Raw genomic sequence first — 13,690 nt, 5'->3', positions numbered from 1 at the left:
CCTCAGAATTCACAAATAGACGGCAGATTTTTTGTGGATTTTTTGGATTTAATTACATTTATTGGATGATAAAAATTTTTGTAAGTAGAGATAGAGATCTATCTACTATGGCTTTTTTTTCACCTCTATGCTACAATGTGCTTTACTGTTAAAAATGTGCTGGGCTGCCGGGCAGTTCAGTTAGGCAGATGGAGGGATATGATGTCAGGCAAAGAGGAATTTATCGAGATCTTTCGAGAGAAGATCACTCGCCCAGGGGCAGACGCCCTGCTGGACTATCTGGAGAACAAGAGCGACTTTTTTACCGCCCCCGCCTCCGCCCGATACCACGGGGCCTATGCGGGCGGGCTGTGTGACCACAGCCTGAATGTCTACCACTGTCTGGTGGACTATCTGGCCCGGGAACGGGTCCAGGAGCTGTATGGCCTGGAGTACAGTGAGGAGAGTGTGGCAGTGGTGGCCCTGCTCCATGATCTGTGCAAGGTGGGCTGCTATAAAAAGAGCTTTCGGAACGTGAAGAACGATGCCACTGGACAGTGGGAGCGGGTACCCACCTTTACTTTTGATGACCCTCTGCCCTATGGACACGGGGAAAAGAGCGTGTACATCGTCAACGGCTTCATCCGGCTGACCCGGGAGGAGGCCATGGCGATCCGCTGGCACATGGGCTTCTCCGGCCCGGAGGACGCCCGCACTGTGGGGCAGGCGTTTCAAAAATATCCGCTCGCCTTCGCCTTGGCCACAGCGGACATGGAGGCGTCTTATTTCCTGGAAAATGAAGAAAACCCGTAAAAAAGCCCCGGAGTGCGCTCTGCGCTCCGGGCTTTCGAATAAAACCGCCTGTTTTGGGGAAAACTGGAGCATACAAGAGCTTTGACAGAAAGGCGGTTTTTGGTGTGCAAGTGCGTGAATTGATGAACCCGGCTGTGGTGACAGTGGAGCCCAGCTCCTCGGCGGCCCTGGCAGCCCGGCTGATCAGCCGGCACAATGTGGGAGCTCTTCCTGTGTGCGGCGGGGACGGACGTCTGCGGGGGATCGTGACGGACCGGGATATCGTGCTGCGGTGTGTAGCGGCGGAGGAGGACCCGGCCCAGGTGCCGGTGCGGGATATCATGACCCGCAACTGCGCCACGGTCTCCCCGGGGGATGACTGCAGAGAAGCCACCCGTCTGATGGCGGCCCAGCAGGTCCGGCGTCTGCCAGTCACAGAGGGCGGGAAGATTGTGGGGATCGTGTCCCTGGGCGACCTGGCGAAGTGTCAGGCTTTTGACATGGAGGCGGCCAAGGCTCTGAGTGAGATCTCAGAGAATATCATCCGTCCGTGATCGGCAACGCAGAGAGGCACCCGCTTCAGCGGGTGCCTCTCTGTTTGTCAAAAAAGCCTCGCAGAGTTCGCGCCCGCAGGCGCGAATCCAGTTCTGATCCGTTTTCCCCGGCGGCATGCGCGTCGGGGAAAACACTTCTCAGGCTGTAAGTGTGGGTTTTGTCCGCCGCAGGCGGACAAAACCCGCGCGCGGCAGACTGCAGCTTTCTCGAAAAAGTGGAAAAGCCACTTTTTCGACCGTCTCAGGCACCCGCTTCAGCGGGTGCCTCTGTATTTCTGTCTCAACGGCGTGGGATCAGGCGTTCTCTTCGGGCGCTTCTTTTCTGGTGACATTGATGGAGAGCTCGTCCAACTGTTTATCGTCCACGAAGTCCGGGCACTGGGTCATGGGCTCGCTGGCGTTCTGAACCTTGGGGAAAGCGATGACGTCCCGGATGGAGTCGGCCCCGGCCATGAGCATGACCAGCCGGTCCAGGCCGTAGGCCAAGCCGCCGTGAGGGGGAGCGCCGAACTTGAAAGCGTTGATGAGGTGGCCGAAGCGCTCCATGGCATCCTCGTCGGAGAAGCCCAGGGCCCGGAACATGGCCTCCTGGGTCTCAGGGACGGAGATGCGGATGGAGCCGCCGCCCAGCTCAGTGCCGTTGAGCACGATGTCGTAGGCCTTGGCCCGACAGTTTTTCTTGTCGGTCTCCAGCTTGTCGAAGTCCTCGTCCATAGGCGCGGTGAAGGGGTGGTGCATGGCCACATAGCGACCCTCCTCCTCGCTGTACTCGAACATGGGGAACTCCGTCACCCACAGGAACTTGAAGTCCATGGGGTCCAGGATGCCCAGCTGCTTGGCGCACTCACACCGCAGGGCGCCCAGGGCGGCAAAGACCACCTCGTCCTTGGCATCACCCACGATGAGGACCAGGTCGCCGTCCTTTGCCCCGGCCCGCTCCAGGATGGCCCGGTTCTCCTCCTCGGTGAGGAACTTCTGATAGGAACTGGTGACCTCCCCGCCGTGCAGGCGGGTCCAGGCCAGCCCCTTGGCCTTGTAGGTCTTGACGAACTCGGCCAGCTTATCGATTTTCTTCCGGGGGAAGTGCTCGCCGCCGCCCTCCACGTTGATGAGGCGCACGGAGCCCCCCGCCGCCACAGGAGCGGAGAAGACCTGGAAGGAGCAGTCCTTCACAATGTCGCTGATATCCTTCAGTTCAAAGCCGAAGCGCATGTCCGGCTTGTCGGAGCCGAAGCGGTCCATAGCCTCCCGCCAGGGCAGGCGGAGGAAGGGGGTCTGGACGTCCACATCCAGCACCTCTTTGAACACCCGCTTCAGGAAGCCCTCCTGTATGTCCATCACGTCGTCCTCGTTGACAAAGGACATCTCCAGGTCGATCTGGGTGAACTCGGGCTGGCGGTCTGCCCGCAGGTCCTCATCCCGGAAGCAGCGGGCGATCTGCATATAGCGGTCAAAGCCGGAGAGCATCAGCAGCTGCTTATACTGCTGAGGGGACTGGGGCAGGGCGTAGAACTTGCCGGGGTGGACCCGGGAGGGGACCAGATAGTCCCGGGCGCCCTCGGGGGTGGACTTGGTGAGCATGGGGGTCTCGATCTCGTAGAAGCCCTGCTCGTCGAAGTAGTCCCGGGCGATTTTCGTGACCTTGTGGCGGGTGGCGATCATCTTCTGCATGTCGGGGCGGCGCAGGTCCAGATAGCGGTACTTCAGGCGCAGCATATCGTTGGCCTTGGAGTGCTCCACGATCTCGAAGGGGGGGGTCTCCGCCTTGGCCAGCAGGCGCAGCTCGGTGACATATACCTCGATGGCGCCGGTGGCGATCTTGTCCGTCTTGGACTCCCGCTCCCGCACGGTGCCGGTGGCAGCAATGACGTATTCCGAGCGGAGAGAGGACGCCTTTTCAAAGACGGCCTGGTCGGTGCCGTCGTCGAAGGAGAGCTGGACGAGGCCGGTACGGTCCCGCAAGTCCACGAAGATCAGACCGCCCAGGTCACGCTGGCGCTGGACCCAGCCGCACAGAGAGACCGTCTTGCCCGTGTCGCCCAGACGCAGGTCACCGCAGTAGTTGGTGCGGCGGAAATTTTTCAGATTGTCCATAAAATCAACTCCATTTTGTACTATTTTATCTAATTATAGTGATTAGTATTAAAAACTTGGGCTGTTGTCATTCCCGAAAGGTCCCATACTCCTTCAAATATTCCGCCAGCGCCTGATAGGTCGATCCATCAGCGGCGGTAAACAGAAGGGAGTGGGGGGAGCTGGGGAGGGAGAGACGGAGCTGCCCTGTGTCCACAGCGGTGAAAAAGACCCCCTCGTTCCCCTCCAGTCCCAGGACGCCCTGAAGGCTGCTGGAGAAGCCGCTGAAAGAACCGGCATCCAGCCCCAACAGGTTTTTCAGACTGGCCCGCCAGCGGCTTTTCTCCAGGAGGGGAAGGAGGGCATCAAAGGCGGGGGTGCCGGGGGAAAGGTCCTGAAGCTCCCAGATATCCTGTCCTGCTTGGCCGTCATCCACCCAGGACTCTAACAGAAGCAGGGCGGCGGAGCAGACGGCGTTCTCTGAGGTCCCAGTGATCGCCAAAAAGCTCCGGGGCCGGGTGTACCACAGGTATAGAGCGGCCAGAAGGGCTAAAATCAAGACCAGGGAGAGCAGGGCTCTTTTTTTCATGGGGCGCACCTCCTTGCTTTTTACCGGCAGGGCGGGTCAAAGGACCTGCGCCTAAGAGGAAGGGTAGTAAATGTTTTCCTCCGGCTCGTCCATAAAAATGAGCTCCAGCTTCTCCCCCAGGCGGCCGGGGGGAAGGGGGAGAAAGCGGCGCCAATGAGAGGAGTTCGAGGCCAGCCAGAGAAAGGTGCCGTCCCAGTAGGCCATGCACTCGGGGGTACAGCCGGATGCGGTATAGAAGGCGGTCCCGCCGTCGGGGGCCCCCAGCAGGGCGGGGAGGCGGAGATACCTCTGCCCCCGGAGGGCGGCCAGCAGCTCACGGTAAGTCCGCCCCTCATCAAAGGTGACAGGAGCGTCACTGAGGCCGGGATAGGTGCCCTCGCGCAGCACCTTAAAAGAACCCCCGGGTTTTGCGGGCGGACCTATGCCGTTGCACTGGAAGGCATGGTCGAAGGTGGGGGCCGCCCAATAGTGCAGCACCCCGACGGCCAGGAGCACCAAAACGACCAGACAAAAGCTCAATTTTTTCTTCACAAGGATCCCTCCCGCTCCAGCCGCCGGGCGGGATTGCCCAGGATGTACCCGGCGGTCTCGTCAAGGTCCTGTTGGTTGCGGATGACATGGTCATAGTAGCCGCGCGGTCAAAGGGAAAGCCGCTTTGCGTGTTGTCAAATTTTTAGAGGCTTATTATTCTGGGAAGGACAGGCGGACCAGATGTGCCGTCCCTACGAGGTGACGATTGCAGTTCCGTCGTATTCCAGGGCCAGCCGTTGGATGGCTGCCTCAAATCCGGCGGGATCGGTGGGCCGATAACCCAGGTAGTGGCCGCCCAGCCAGTTCACCCACAGGGTTGTACCATCCCACAGCAGGGTGGTCTGGCAGTCGCCAGTGGAAGAACAGCCCTCCTGGAAGTAATCGATTTTCACCTTGACCGGCTCCCGGGGCTGGTGGAGGAAAGGCAGGAGGGTGAGGGGATCGGCCAGGAACCGGACGCCTTCCATCTCACTATGGAGATCATAAAAGGCATCCAAGACTTCTTGGTCAATGCCAAAGCTGAGAGAAGCGGTGAATTCTGTCTCGGCGCAGATTTCCGGTCTTTCTCCTGAGACATTTACCATCCGCTGAGGAATGATCCAGGCAAAGGGCCGGGGAAATACCGTCCACACCAAAAGACAAACGATTAAAAGCAGTAAAAAGCGTTTGGAATTTTTCTTCATGAGCTTTTCTCTTTCTATATCAGAGACAGCTGGCCCGGGAATTCCATCTATACGGCGTGGGACGGCCTGGTGGGGATATCGGCTCCTGCACAGCCAAAGCATGGATGGGAAATCGGACTTACACCCTGTCCAGGATCGGCGTCCCCTGGTTCAGCCTGTCCAGCCCGGCCAGGATGTGGGCGGCAGCCTGGCCGGGAGCAAGCTTCACCTGCTCCCCGGTGGCCAGGTCCTTGACGGCGGCGAGGCCCTCCCGGATCTCGTCCTCTCCCAGGATAACGGCGTAGGGGATGCGGAGCTTGTCCGCATAGGAGAGCTTCTGCTTGAACTTCTTCCGCTCCGCCTGGATCTGGGTGCGGATGCCTGCCTGGCGCAGCTGGGTGGCCAGGGAGATGGCAGGGGACAGGTCCTCGGTCATGGGGAGGATAAGGGCGTCGGCGGGGGCGGTGTTCAGGGCGTCGTTGAGATAGCCCTGGTCCTCCAGAACGAAGAACAGGCGGGTCAAACCGATGGAAATGCCCACTCCAGGGAGTTGTTTATTCGTGTAATATTCCGCTAAGTTGTCATAGCGGCCGCCGGAACAGATGGAGCCGATCTCCGGATGGTCCAGCATGGTGGTCTCATAGACGGTGCCGGTGTAGTAGTCCAGTCCCCGGGCGATGGTCAGGTCCACGGCGAAGTGAGTCTCAGGCACGCCGAAGGCAGCCAGATATTTTGTCACCGCGTTCAGCTCATCCAGGCCCAGGTCAAAGACCTCGTTCCGGCCCCGGTAGCCCTCCAGGGCGGTCAGGACCTCCTCGTTGGTGCCGGTGATGGAGGTAAAGCTGAGGATCTCCCGGGCCTGCTCCGGAGAGAGGCCGGACTGCACCAGCAGCTCGGCCACCTTGTCCGGGCCGATCTTGTCCAGCTTGTCCACCGTGCGCATGATCTCGCCGGACTGCTGGGAAAGACCCAGCATGGCGTAAAAGCCGTTGAGGATCTTCCGGTTGTTCACCCGGATCTGGAAGCGCTTCAGCCCCAGGGCGGTGAAGGCCCGATAGATGATGGAGGGGATCTCCGCCTCGTTGCTGATGTCCAGGGCGCCGTCTCCGATGACGTCGATGTCCGCCTGATAGAACTCCCGGAAGCGGCCCCGCTGGGCCCGCTCCCCCCGGTAGACCTTGCCGATCTGGAAGCGACGGAAGGGGAAGGTGAGCTGGCCGTAGTTCAGCGCCACATACTTGGCCAGGGGGACGGTGAGGTCAAAGCGGAGGGACAGGTCGGTGTCTCCCTTGAGAAAGCGGTAGATCTGCTTCTCCGTCTCGCCGCCGCCCTTGGCCAGCAGGACCTCGCTGGCCTCGATGAGGGGGGTGTCCAGGGGGGTGAAGCCGTAGAGGGAGTAGGTCTCCCGCAGGATGGAGACCATCCGGTCGAACTGGACCTGCCGGGCGGGGAGCAGCTCCATAAAGCCGGACAGGGTGCGGGGTTGTACGTTTGCCATATCGATTCTCCTTTTTGGAATGGTTGGGGGAGTCAAACAACAGATCAGGGTGCGGGGTCAGCGGTTGATGTCGGGGTTGTCGGTGCGGCCGGCCAGGTAGTCCATGGAGACGTTGAAGTAGTCCGCCAGGGCGATGAGGCCCCGCATATCGGGACAGGCCCGGCCCTTTTCATAGGAGTAGACCGCATATTTTTTCAGCCCGATGACGCTGCCGACCTCTTCCTGAGAGAGTCCTTTTTCTTTGCGGAGGGCTCGGATCCGCTCTGCGAAATTGGCCATAGTTCCTCCCAATTTTTGCTTGACAGTAGCAAATGAAACCACTATACTAAAAGTAGTTTGAAATGCTACTTTTAGGGGGTTGACATAATGGAGCAGATATATGAAAAACTGTATGAAGCCTTTGTCCCGCCCTGGGCCACGCCGGTGGAGACCGCAGCCGGTGAGGCCGGTGAGCCCTATTTTGACCGGCTCTGCCAGCGTTTCCCGCCTCAGGAGGCGGAGGACATCTGGGACGCGGCGCTGTCAGCGGGGGCCGCTGGCAGGGAGGAATGCTTCCTCCGGGGCTTCCGCCTGGGGGCCCTGCTGATGCTGGACCTCCTCTCCGGCGGGGAAGGGGAGCGGGGGACAAAAACGCGCTCCCGTCCCCTGCGATTGGGACGAGAGCGTTTCAAACACTTCGTGGTGCCACCCAAATTCAGGCGTGCGGACACGCCCCTTTGACCCTGTGTTGCGGCAGGGGGACCGCGCCCGTCTCCGGGCCCGCTGGTGGCGCTGTCTTCTCCGGGGCCGTCTCCGTAAGGTCCTTTCAGCCGAGGGACCTCTCTCTGTCCGGCGGTGTCCCGGATACTCATGCGCCGTCTTGGCGGTGGACGCTGTCCGCAGCCCGCGCGGGGGCGGGCCGGGGGAATGGGGAGAACGTCTCCCTCAGATGGCGAAGGGGATGCGGTTGGGGTTCATCACCTCGCGCCAGTCCAAGTCTCCCCGGGCCAGACCATGGATCAGCAGCTCAGCGGTGGCCACGTTGGTGGCCATGGGGACGGAGTGCTGGTCACACAGCTTGGAGATGGACAGCACGCTGTCGTCCAGCTCTCCGGAGCGGGGGTCGTTGAAGAACAGCACCATGTCGATCTCGTTGTAGATGATGCGCTGACCGATCTGCTCGATGCCGCCGTGGGCGTGGGACAGGAACAGATTGACAGGAAGACCGGTGGCCTCCGCGACCATGCGGCCGGTGGTGTTGGTGGCGCATACGGTGTGCTTGGACAGGACGCCGCAGTAAGCAGTGCAGAATTGGACCATCAGTTCCTTCTTATGGTCGTGGCTCATCAGTGCGATGTTCATGGTGTGGCAAACCTCCTTTATACAGATGCCGGAAGGGAGTTCAGCGGATCCGCATGATAGGGACCCGGCGCCCCTCCAGACGCTTGGCAATGTTCAGGCAGGCGTTGGCCGCCCCCTGCCGTCCGCCCAGGATCAGGGGCCGCCCCAGGTTGGCGGACAGCATCACCTGGGGGTCCTCCGGCACTACGCCCAGCAGTGGCAGGCCGGCGGTGTCCATGGCGTCGTCAATGGTGGTGCGCAGCTGACGCAGCAGCTTGGGCTGGATGCGGTTCATCACCAGATGAATCTGCCGCAGAAAGTCCAGCTCACCCACGGTGCGCTGGGCGTCCCGAAGGGAAGAAGCGTCGTTGGTGGAGACGACGATGGCCCGGTCGGCCCCGCAGCAAGCCATCCGGAAGCCGGTGCCCAGGCCCGCGGGGGAGTCGATGAGGATATAGTCATACAGGGATCGGGCGGTATCCAGCATGCGGCGGACAGCCTCCTCCGTCAGGGCAGAGGAGAGGGTCATGGGCGCGGTGAGCAGGGCCAGACCCGGCAGATCGGGGTGGTTCACCGCCGCGCGGACCAGAGGGCAGCGGCCCTCCGCCACATCGGAGAAGTCCATCAGGGCCCGGTCGCTGAGGCCCAGGGAGATGTCCAGGTTGCGCAGGCCGATGTCCATGTCGATGCACAGCACGCTGTGCCCCAGGCGGGCCAGACTGCCGGCCACACCCCCGGTAATGGAGGTTTTTCCGGTGCCGCCCTTCCCGGAGGTGACGACGATTGCGGTTCCCATGTGTGCGCAGACCTCCCATCACACCATTTTAAGTGTATCACAAATCCCACCCACGTCAATGGGTTTATGAGAAATTTTGAAAAATGGAGCCGAAAATCCAGGTAAAGCCCTACCCTCTGTACACTGAGGGTATCGATCCTGGAGGGCTGGCGGAGACATCGCTCCGGTCTCACAGCGGGGCTTTCTGGATCTTGGCCCACCGCCGGGGATAGCCCTTCAGGGTTGGGGCCACCTTCCGCAGGACTACCAGACGGTGAATGACGTCGGTGCCGGGAATGGTGTAGTCCCGGCACTCCTCCAGACGGGCACCCAGCAGCTTGATGCAGTGGGCGGCCTCCTCCAGCTCCCGGCCGCAGTCCACCGACTTCATGGCCAGAAAAGCGCCCCCTACCTTGACATAGGGCAGGCACAGCTCACACAGCAGGCGGAGCTCGGCCACCGCCCGGGCAGTGACCAGCTCAAAGCTGTCCCGGAAGCCCTTCTCCAGAGCCTGCTCCTCCGCACGGGCATGGATGACCCGGATGCCGGTGAGGGAGAGCTGGGCGCTGACCTGAGCCAGCCAGTCCACCCGCTTGTTCAAACTGTCCAGCAGAGTGACCTGGAGGGAGGGGACCAGGATCTTCAGGGGCAGACCCGGAAAGCCGGCCCCGGTGCCCACGTCCAGGAGGGCCCTGTTCTGAAAGTCGGCGCAGGTGAGCAGGGCAGCGCAGTCCAGCATATGGAGCTGGGCCACCTTTACCGGGTCGGTGATAGCAGTCAGGTTCATCACCTGGTTCTTCTCCAGCAGGAGATGACCGTATTCCGCCAGCTGGCTGGGGGCCTGCTCCGGCACCCGGTCCAGCAGGCCCAGATCCGCCAGACCGGCGGCAATGATGTCACGCATGGCTCGTTCCTCCAAAAATCAGGGCGCCCCGGTGACGAAGACGCCCACCAGGCTGAAATTGGACAGCAGGCCCACGATGCCCAGGGGGAGGGTGGCCAGCGCCGCCAGGAAGCACACCGCAGCCAGGGCGATGGCGGGCCATTTGCCGGGGCGGCCGGTGGTGCGCCAGCTGACCAAAGCCAGGATACCCAGGCCAATCAGGCCGGGGACGGCCAGGAGAGGGGCCATGTTCACCAGCATGGAGCCGGTAAAGTAGTAATAGGTCATCATGGCCACCAGGATCACCATATAGACCACACCGATCCAGGCCATGGTCCGCTTCACCGGGGAGGCGGGGGTATAGGGTGCCGGGGCGTCTTGCTCCTCCTGCGGGGGGATTTTTTTTTCTTCCATCAGGTCCTCTCTTTCAGCAGGTCCCGGATCTCTGTGAGCAACAGCTCTTCCTGGGAGGGCGCCGGGGGAGGTGCGGGGGTCTCCTCCTTTTTCCGGTGGAGGCGGTTGAGGGCTTTCACGAGGCAGAACACCGCAAAGGCCATGATGAGAAAGTTCAAGATGGCGTTGATGAAATTGCCGACCATCAGGGCACCGCCCCCGGGCAGTTCTACGGCCATGGCGGCCAGGGCGGTGTTGTTTCCGGCGATGATGCCCAGGATGGGGTTGAGAATATCGTTGACCAGGGAGGTGGTGATGTTGCTGAAGGCGCCGCCGATGATGACGCCTACGGCCAGGTCCATCACATTGCCCCGGGCGATAAAGGACTTGAACTCTTGGATGAAGGCTCTCATAAGCAAAAAGCTTCCTTTCTATTTCTTGAGGCTCTGAGATAGGGAGCAGCCGGAGAGGGCGGGGGAGAGGGGGAAAGCCTCTGCCTCTTTGCACCCGGAAACCCTTGCGCCGCAAGGGTTTCCGGGTGCAGACCGTTCTGGAGCGATTTCCAGGGGCGAAAATGATCCAAAGCCAGGGGCGGGGATGCGCTGTCCGCTGGAGACGGGTAAAACAAATCGTTATATTCCTTAAAAAAATTACAAAACAAAATTTTAAAGGCAGTCATCGGCCCCATTGGGGCACGGACACGCGATATAGCCGGAGAGAAGAGCTGGGGTCACTGCTTGGGGGTCAGCATCTGGGTGCCGCCCATGTAGGGCTGGAGGACGGCGGGGATCTTCACAGTGCCGTCCGCCTGGAGGTTATTCTCCAGGAAAGCAATGAGCATCCGGGGCGGGGCGACCACAGTGTTGTTCAGGGTGTGGGGCAGGTAGGTGCCCTTCTCCCCCTTGACCCGCATCTTCAGGCGGCGGGCCTGAGCATCGCCCAGGTTGGAGCAGGAGCAGACCTCGAAATACTTCTGCTGGCGGGGGGACCAGGCCTCGATGTCACAGGACTTTACCTTCAGGTCAGCCAGGTCGCCGGAGCAGCACTCCAGCTGGCGGACCGGAATATCCAGGGAGCGGAACAGCTCTACCGAGTAGCGCCACATCTGCTCGTACCACTTCATGGAGTCCTCCGGCTTGCACACCACCACCATTTCCTGCTTCTCAAACTGGTGGATGCGGTAGACGCCCCGCTCCTCGATGCCGTGGGCCCCCTTCTCCTTGCGGAAGCAGGGGGAGTAGGAGGTAAGGGTCTGGGGCAGAGACTCCTCGGGGATGATCTGGTCGATGAACTTGCCGATCATGGAGTGCTCGCTGGTGCCGATAAGATAGAGGTCCTCGCCCTCGATCTTGTACATCATGGCGTCCATCTCGGTCTGGGACATGACGCCCTCCACCACGTTGCCGTGGATCATGAAGGGGGGAATACAGAAGGTGAAGCCCTTGTTGATCATAAAGTCTCGCGCATAGGCCAGCACCGCTTCATGGAGCCGGGCAATATCCCCCATGAGGTAGTAGAAGCCGTTGCCGGAGACCCGGCCGGCAGCGTCCATGTCGATGCCGTTGAAGGACTCCATGATCTGGGTGTGGTAGGGGATCTCAAAGTCGGGGACCACAGGCTCACCGAAGCGCTGGACTTCCACATTGCAGCTGTCGTCAGGGCCGATGGGGACGGAGGGATCAATGATATTGGGGATCTGTAGCATGATGTGACGGATCTGCTGCGCCAGTTCAGTCTCTTTGGACTCCAGCTCAGCCAGCCGGTCGGCGTTGGCCTTGACCTGGGCCTTGACGGCCTCGGCCTCCTCCAGCTTGGAGGGGTCCTTTTTGGCCTGGCCCATCAGCATACCTACCTGCTTGGACAGGGCGTTCCGGTTGGCTCTCAGCTCATTGGCTTCGCTGACAGCGGCCCGGTTCTCCTCGTCCAATGCCAGTACCTGGTCCACCAGGGGCAGTTTGGCATCCTGAAACTTTTTCTTGATATTTTCCCGCACTGCATCGGGGTTTTCACGAATAAATTTGATATCCAGCATGGGGATCGCACTCCTTTTTTATCTTAACAGAATGGGATGAGCTCCTGTGGGGAAATTGGGCGAAAATAAAAATGTTTCACGTGAAACCTGGCCGGCGGAGATGTCCTGCCATCCGGCCTAAAGCCGGTCAGTACAGGGCGTCCCAGATCTCCTGATACCGGTCAGCAGGGGAGAAGCGGCCGTTATCGGTGTAGCTCTCCTGGGGAAGATAGCTCTTCAGGGGGGCCTCTCCGGAGGAGGTGTCCTCCAGTACCGCGATCAGATCACGGCAGAGGGAGTAGCGGCCCCGCACATAGGCCTCATCGATCTGCCAGAAGTAGTCCATGGCCTCCTTGGTACGCTCCAGGACCTGTCCCTGCTGCTCCCCGGCGGCGGTCAGGCTGTCGATGGTCCCCAGCAGGGTGTCGATCTGTTCCTGGAGGTCTTGGATCTCATTTTTCAGGGCGCCGTTCTCCTCCAGGGCGCTCTGGGCGGTCTGCATCCCGGAGAGGGAGTCCTTCAGATCAGAGACTGAGGAGGTCAGGTCCCCCAGCGTCTCATTGCTACGGCGCTGGTCCATGGCGTAGGTCATCAGCAGCAGGGCAAAGGCCGCTGCAAAGAGGATAGTGATGTAGAGCACCACCGACTGCCTGCGCCGCCGCTGCTGGCCAGGGCGCTCCTCCTTGGGAGGACCGCCTGCCTGGGGGGCGTTCTGCGCCGGCTTCTGGGGATCAGCCATGGCCCTGCACCTCCCCGGCGTTCAGCCGCTCCAGAGCCTCCAGCAGAAGCTCCAGATCCTGGCTGTTGTAGTATTCCAACTCGATCCTGCCTTTTTTGCCTCGGTGGGCGATGTGGACCTTCCGGCCCAACCGGCCGGAGAGATTCTTTTCCGCCTCCCCGAGGTAGAGGGCCAGGCTGTCCCCCGCCTGCTTAGGCGGGGCCTTCTTTTCCCGCTGGAGGGCCTTGACCAGTGCCTCCGTCTGGCGGACGGAGAGCCCGTCGGCAATGACCTTCTTGGCGGCCTGCCGCTGGAGCTCCGCCGTGGGGGCGCCCAGCAGGGCACGGGCGTGGCCGGCGGAGAGCTGTTCCTCCTCCACCAGCTTCAAGAGGTCCTCCGGGAGGGCCAGCAGCCGCAGGGTATTGGTGATGGCAGGCCGGGATTTTCCCATCCGATCCGCCACCTGTTCCTGGGTGAGGCCGTATTCCTCCATCAGCACCTGATAGCCCCGGGCCTCTTCGGCCGGGTTCAGGTCCTCTCGCTGGAGGTTCTCGATCAGGCCCAGCTCCATCACTTTGCGGTCATCCGCCTCGATGATGACTGCCGGCACCTCCGCCAGGCCGGCCAGCTTGGCGGCCCGCCAGCGGCGCTCACCGGCGATGATCTGGTAGTAGCCGGAGGACAGACGGCGCACTGTCAGCGGCTGGATGATGCCGTGGACCCGGATAGACTCTGCCAGATCGGCCAGGGCATCCTGGTCAAAGCGCTTCCGGGGCTGATTCAGGCCGGGCTGTACCTGGGAAATGGGGAGGGAGACGGAGCCCTCTCCCTGCGCTTGCAGGTCCGGGTCGCCCAGCAGGGCGTTCAGCCCCCGGCCCAGGCCCAGCTCTTTGGTTCGCTTTGCCATAGTAG

At 61.2% G+C, this 13,690-nt stretch carries 17 protein-coding genes; 3 read left to right on the top strand and 14 right to left on the bottom strand.

Annotated features, from left to right (window positions below; translation table 11 throughout):
* The first annotated feature begins 201 nt into the window (after nt 1-201).
* Entirely contained in the window at nt 202-792 is a 591-nt protein-coding gene (locus L9O85_RS14970; protein ID WP_301580173.1) for a hydrolase, read from the top strand.
* Between the two features lie 104 nt (nt 793-896).
* Complete coding sequence (locus L9O85_RS14965) at nt 897-1,325, top strand: CBS domain-containing protein (protein ID WP_256183345.1); 429 nt, start codon at nt 897-899, stop codon at nt 1,323-1,325.
* Between the two features lie 294 nt (nt 1,326-1,619).
* On the opposite strand, the gene aspS is transcribed toward L9O85_RS14965, so the two are convergent.
* From aspS to L9O85_RS14935, 6 genes are all read right to left on the bottom strand, one after another.
* Complete coding sequence (aspS, locus tag L9O85_RS14960) at nt 1,620-3,419, bottom strand: aspartate--tRNA ligase (RefSeq protein ID WP_276757501.1); 1,800 nt, start codon at nt 3,417-3,419, stop codon at nt 1,620-1,622.
* A 67-nt stretch (nt 3,420-3,486) separates the two neighbouring features.
* A complete protein-coding gene (locus tag L9O85_RS14955) occupies nt 3,487-3,987 on the bottom strand; it encodes a hypothetical protein (protein ID WP_108980244.1) in 501 nt (166 codons plus the stop codon).
* A 51-nt stretch (nt 3,988-4,038) separates the two neighbouring features.
* Nucleotides 4,039-4,518 carry a hypothetical protein gene (locus tag L9O85_RS14950; RefSeq protein WP_276757507.1) on the bottom strand — a complete coding sequence of 160 codons (480 nt, stop codon included), beginning with the start codon at nt 4,516-4,518 and terminating at the stop codon, nt 4,039-4,041.
* Between the two features lie 191 nt (nt 4,519-4,709).
* Entirely contained in the window at nt 4,710-4,985 is a 276-nt protein-coding gene (locus tag L9O85_RS14945) for a hypothetical protein (protein ID WP_277102960.1), read from the bottom strand.
* A 334-nt stretch (nt 4,986-5,319) separates the two neighbouring features.
* Nucleotides 5,320-6,678: a histidine--tRNA ligase gene (hisS, locus tag L9O85_RS14940; RefSeq protein ID WP_256183057.1), complete on the bottom strand. Its 1,359-nt coding sequence runs from the start codon at nt 6,676-6,678 to the stop codon at nt 5,320-5,322.
* A 57-nt stretch (nt 6,679-6,735) separates the two neighbouring features.
* Nucleotides 6,736-6,957 carry a helix-turn-helix domain-containing protein gene (locus tag L9O85_RS14935; protein WP_108980247.1) on the bottom strand — a complete coding sequence of 74 codons (222 nt, stop codon included), beginning with the start codon at nt 6,955-6,957 and terminating at the stop codon, nt 6,736-6,738.
* Nucleotides 6,958-7,044: 87 nt separating this feature from the next.
* On the opposite strand from L9O85_RS14935, the gene L9O85_RS14930 reads away from it, so the two are divergent.
* Nucleotides 7,045-7,398 carry a hypothetical protein gene (locus L9O85_RS14930; protein ID WP_301579104.1) on the top strand — a complete coding sequence of 118 codons (354 nt, stop codon included), beginning with the start codon at nt 7,045-7,047 and terminating at the stop codon, nt 7,396-7,398.
* A 204-nt stretch (nt 7,399-7,602) separates the two neighbouring features.
* Here L9O85_RS14930 and L9O85_RS14925 read toward each other — a convergent pair whose 3' ends face one another.
* The 8 genes from L9O85_RS14925 to L9O85_RS14890 all read right to left on the bottom strand — a co-directional run bounded on the left by L9O85_RS14925 (nt 7,603) and on the right by L9O85_RS14890 (nt 13,685).
* Nucleotides 7,603-8,019, bottom strand: coding sequence for a methylglyoxal synthase (locus tag L9O85_RS14925; protein ID WP_050623078.1), 417 nt, complete (start codon nt 8,017-8,019; stop codon nt 7,603-7,605).
* A gap of 40 nt (nt 8,020-8,059) precedes the next feature.
* Complete coding sequence (gene minD, locus L9O85_RS14920; protein WP_301579103.1) at nt 8,060-8,794, bottom strand: septum site-determining protein MinD; 735 nt, start codon at nt 8,792-8,794, stop codon at nt 8,060-8,062.
* 169 nt (nt 8,795-8,963) lie between these two features.
* Nucleotides 8,964-9,677 carry a 16S rRNA (guanine(527)-N(7))-methyltransferase RsmG gene (gene rsmG / locus L9O85_RS14915; protein ID WP_276853932.1) on the bottom strand — a complete coding sequence of 238 codons (714 nt, stop codon included), beginning with the start codon at nt 9,675-9,677 and terminating at the stop codon, nt 8,964-8,966.
* An 18-nt stretch (nt 9,678-9,695) separates the two neighbouring features.
* Complete coding sequence (locus tag L9O85_RS14910) at nt 9,696-10,070, bottom strand: hypothetical protein (protein ID WP_108980250.1); 375 nt, start codon at nt 10,068-10,070, stop codon at nt 9,696-9,698.
* The gene (gene mscL / locus L9O85_RS14905; RefSeq protein WP_256183055.1) at nt 10,070-10,462 is read right to left on the bottom strand and encodes a large conductance mechanosensitive channel protein MscL; all 393 of its coding nucleotides are present in this window, start codon (nt 10,460-10,462) and stop codon (nt 10,070-10,072) included. Before mscL ends, L9O85_RS14910 begins: the two co-directional genes overlap by 1 nt.
* Nucleotides 10,463-10,779: 317 nt before the next feature.
* On the bottom strand, nt 10,780-12,081 hold the full coding sequence (serS, locus tag L9O85_RS14900; protein ID WP_108980252.1) for a serine--tRNA ligase: 1,302 nt from the start codon (nt 12,079-12,081) through the stop codon (nt 10,780-10,782).
* Nucleotides 12,082-12,208: 127 nt separating this feature from the next.
* Entirely contained in the window at nt 12,209-12,799 is a 591-nt protein-coding gene (locus tag L9O85_RS14895) for a hypothetical protein (protein WP_050623084.1), read from the bottom strand.
* Nucleotides 12,792-13,685, bottom strand: a complete 894-nt coding sequence (locus L9O85_RS14890) for a ParB/RepB/Spo0J family partition protein (RefSeq protein WP_050623085.1) — start codon at nt 13,683-13,685, stop codon at nt 12,792-12,794. The genes L9O85_RS14895 and L9O85_RS14890 overlap by 8 nt, the downstream gene beginning before the upstream one ends.
* Nucleotides 13,686-13,690: the final 5 nt, after the last annotated feature.

The organism is Lawsonibacter asaccharolyticus (assembly GCF_022453915.1).
Taxonomy (GTDB): domain Bacteria; phylum Bacillota; class Clostridia; order Oscillospirales; family Oscillospiraceae; genus Lawsonibacter; species Lawsonibacter asaccharolyticus.
The sequence above is the reverse complement of the archived record's forward strand: the minus strand, read 5'-3'. Positions and strand labels throughout refer to the sequence as shown.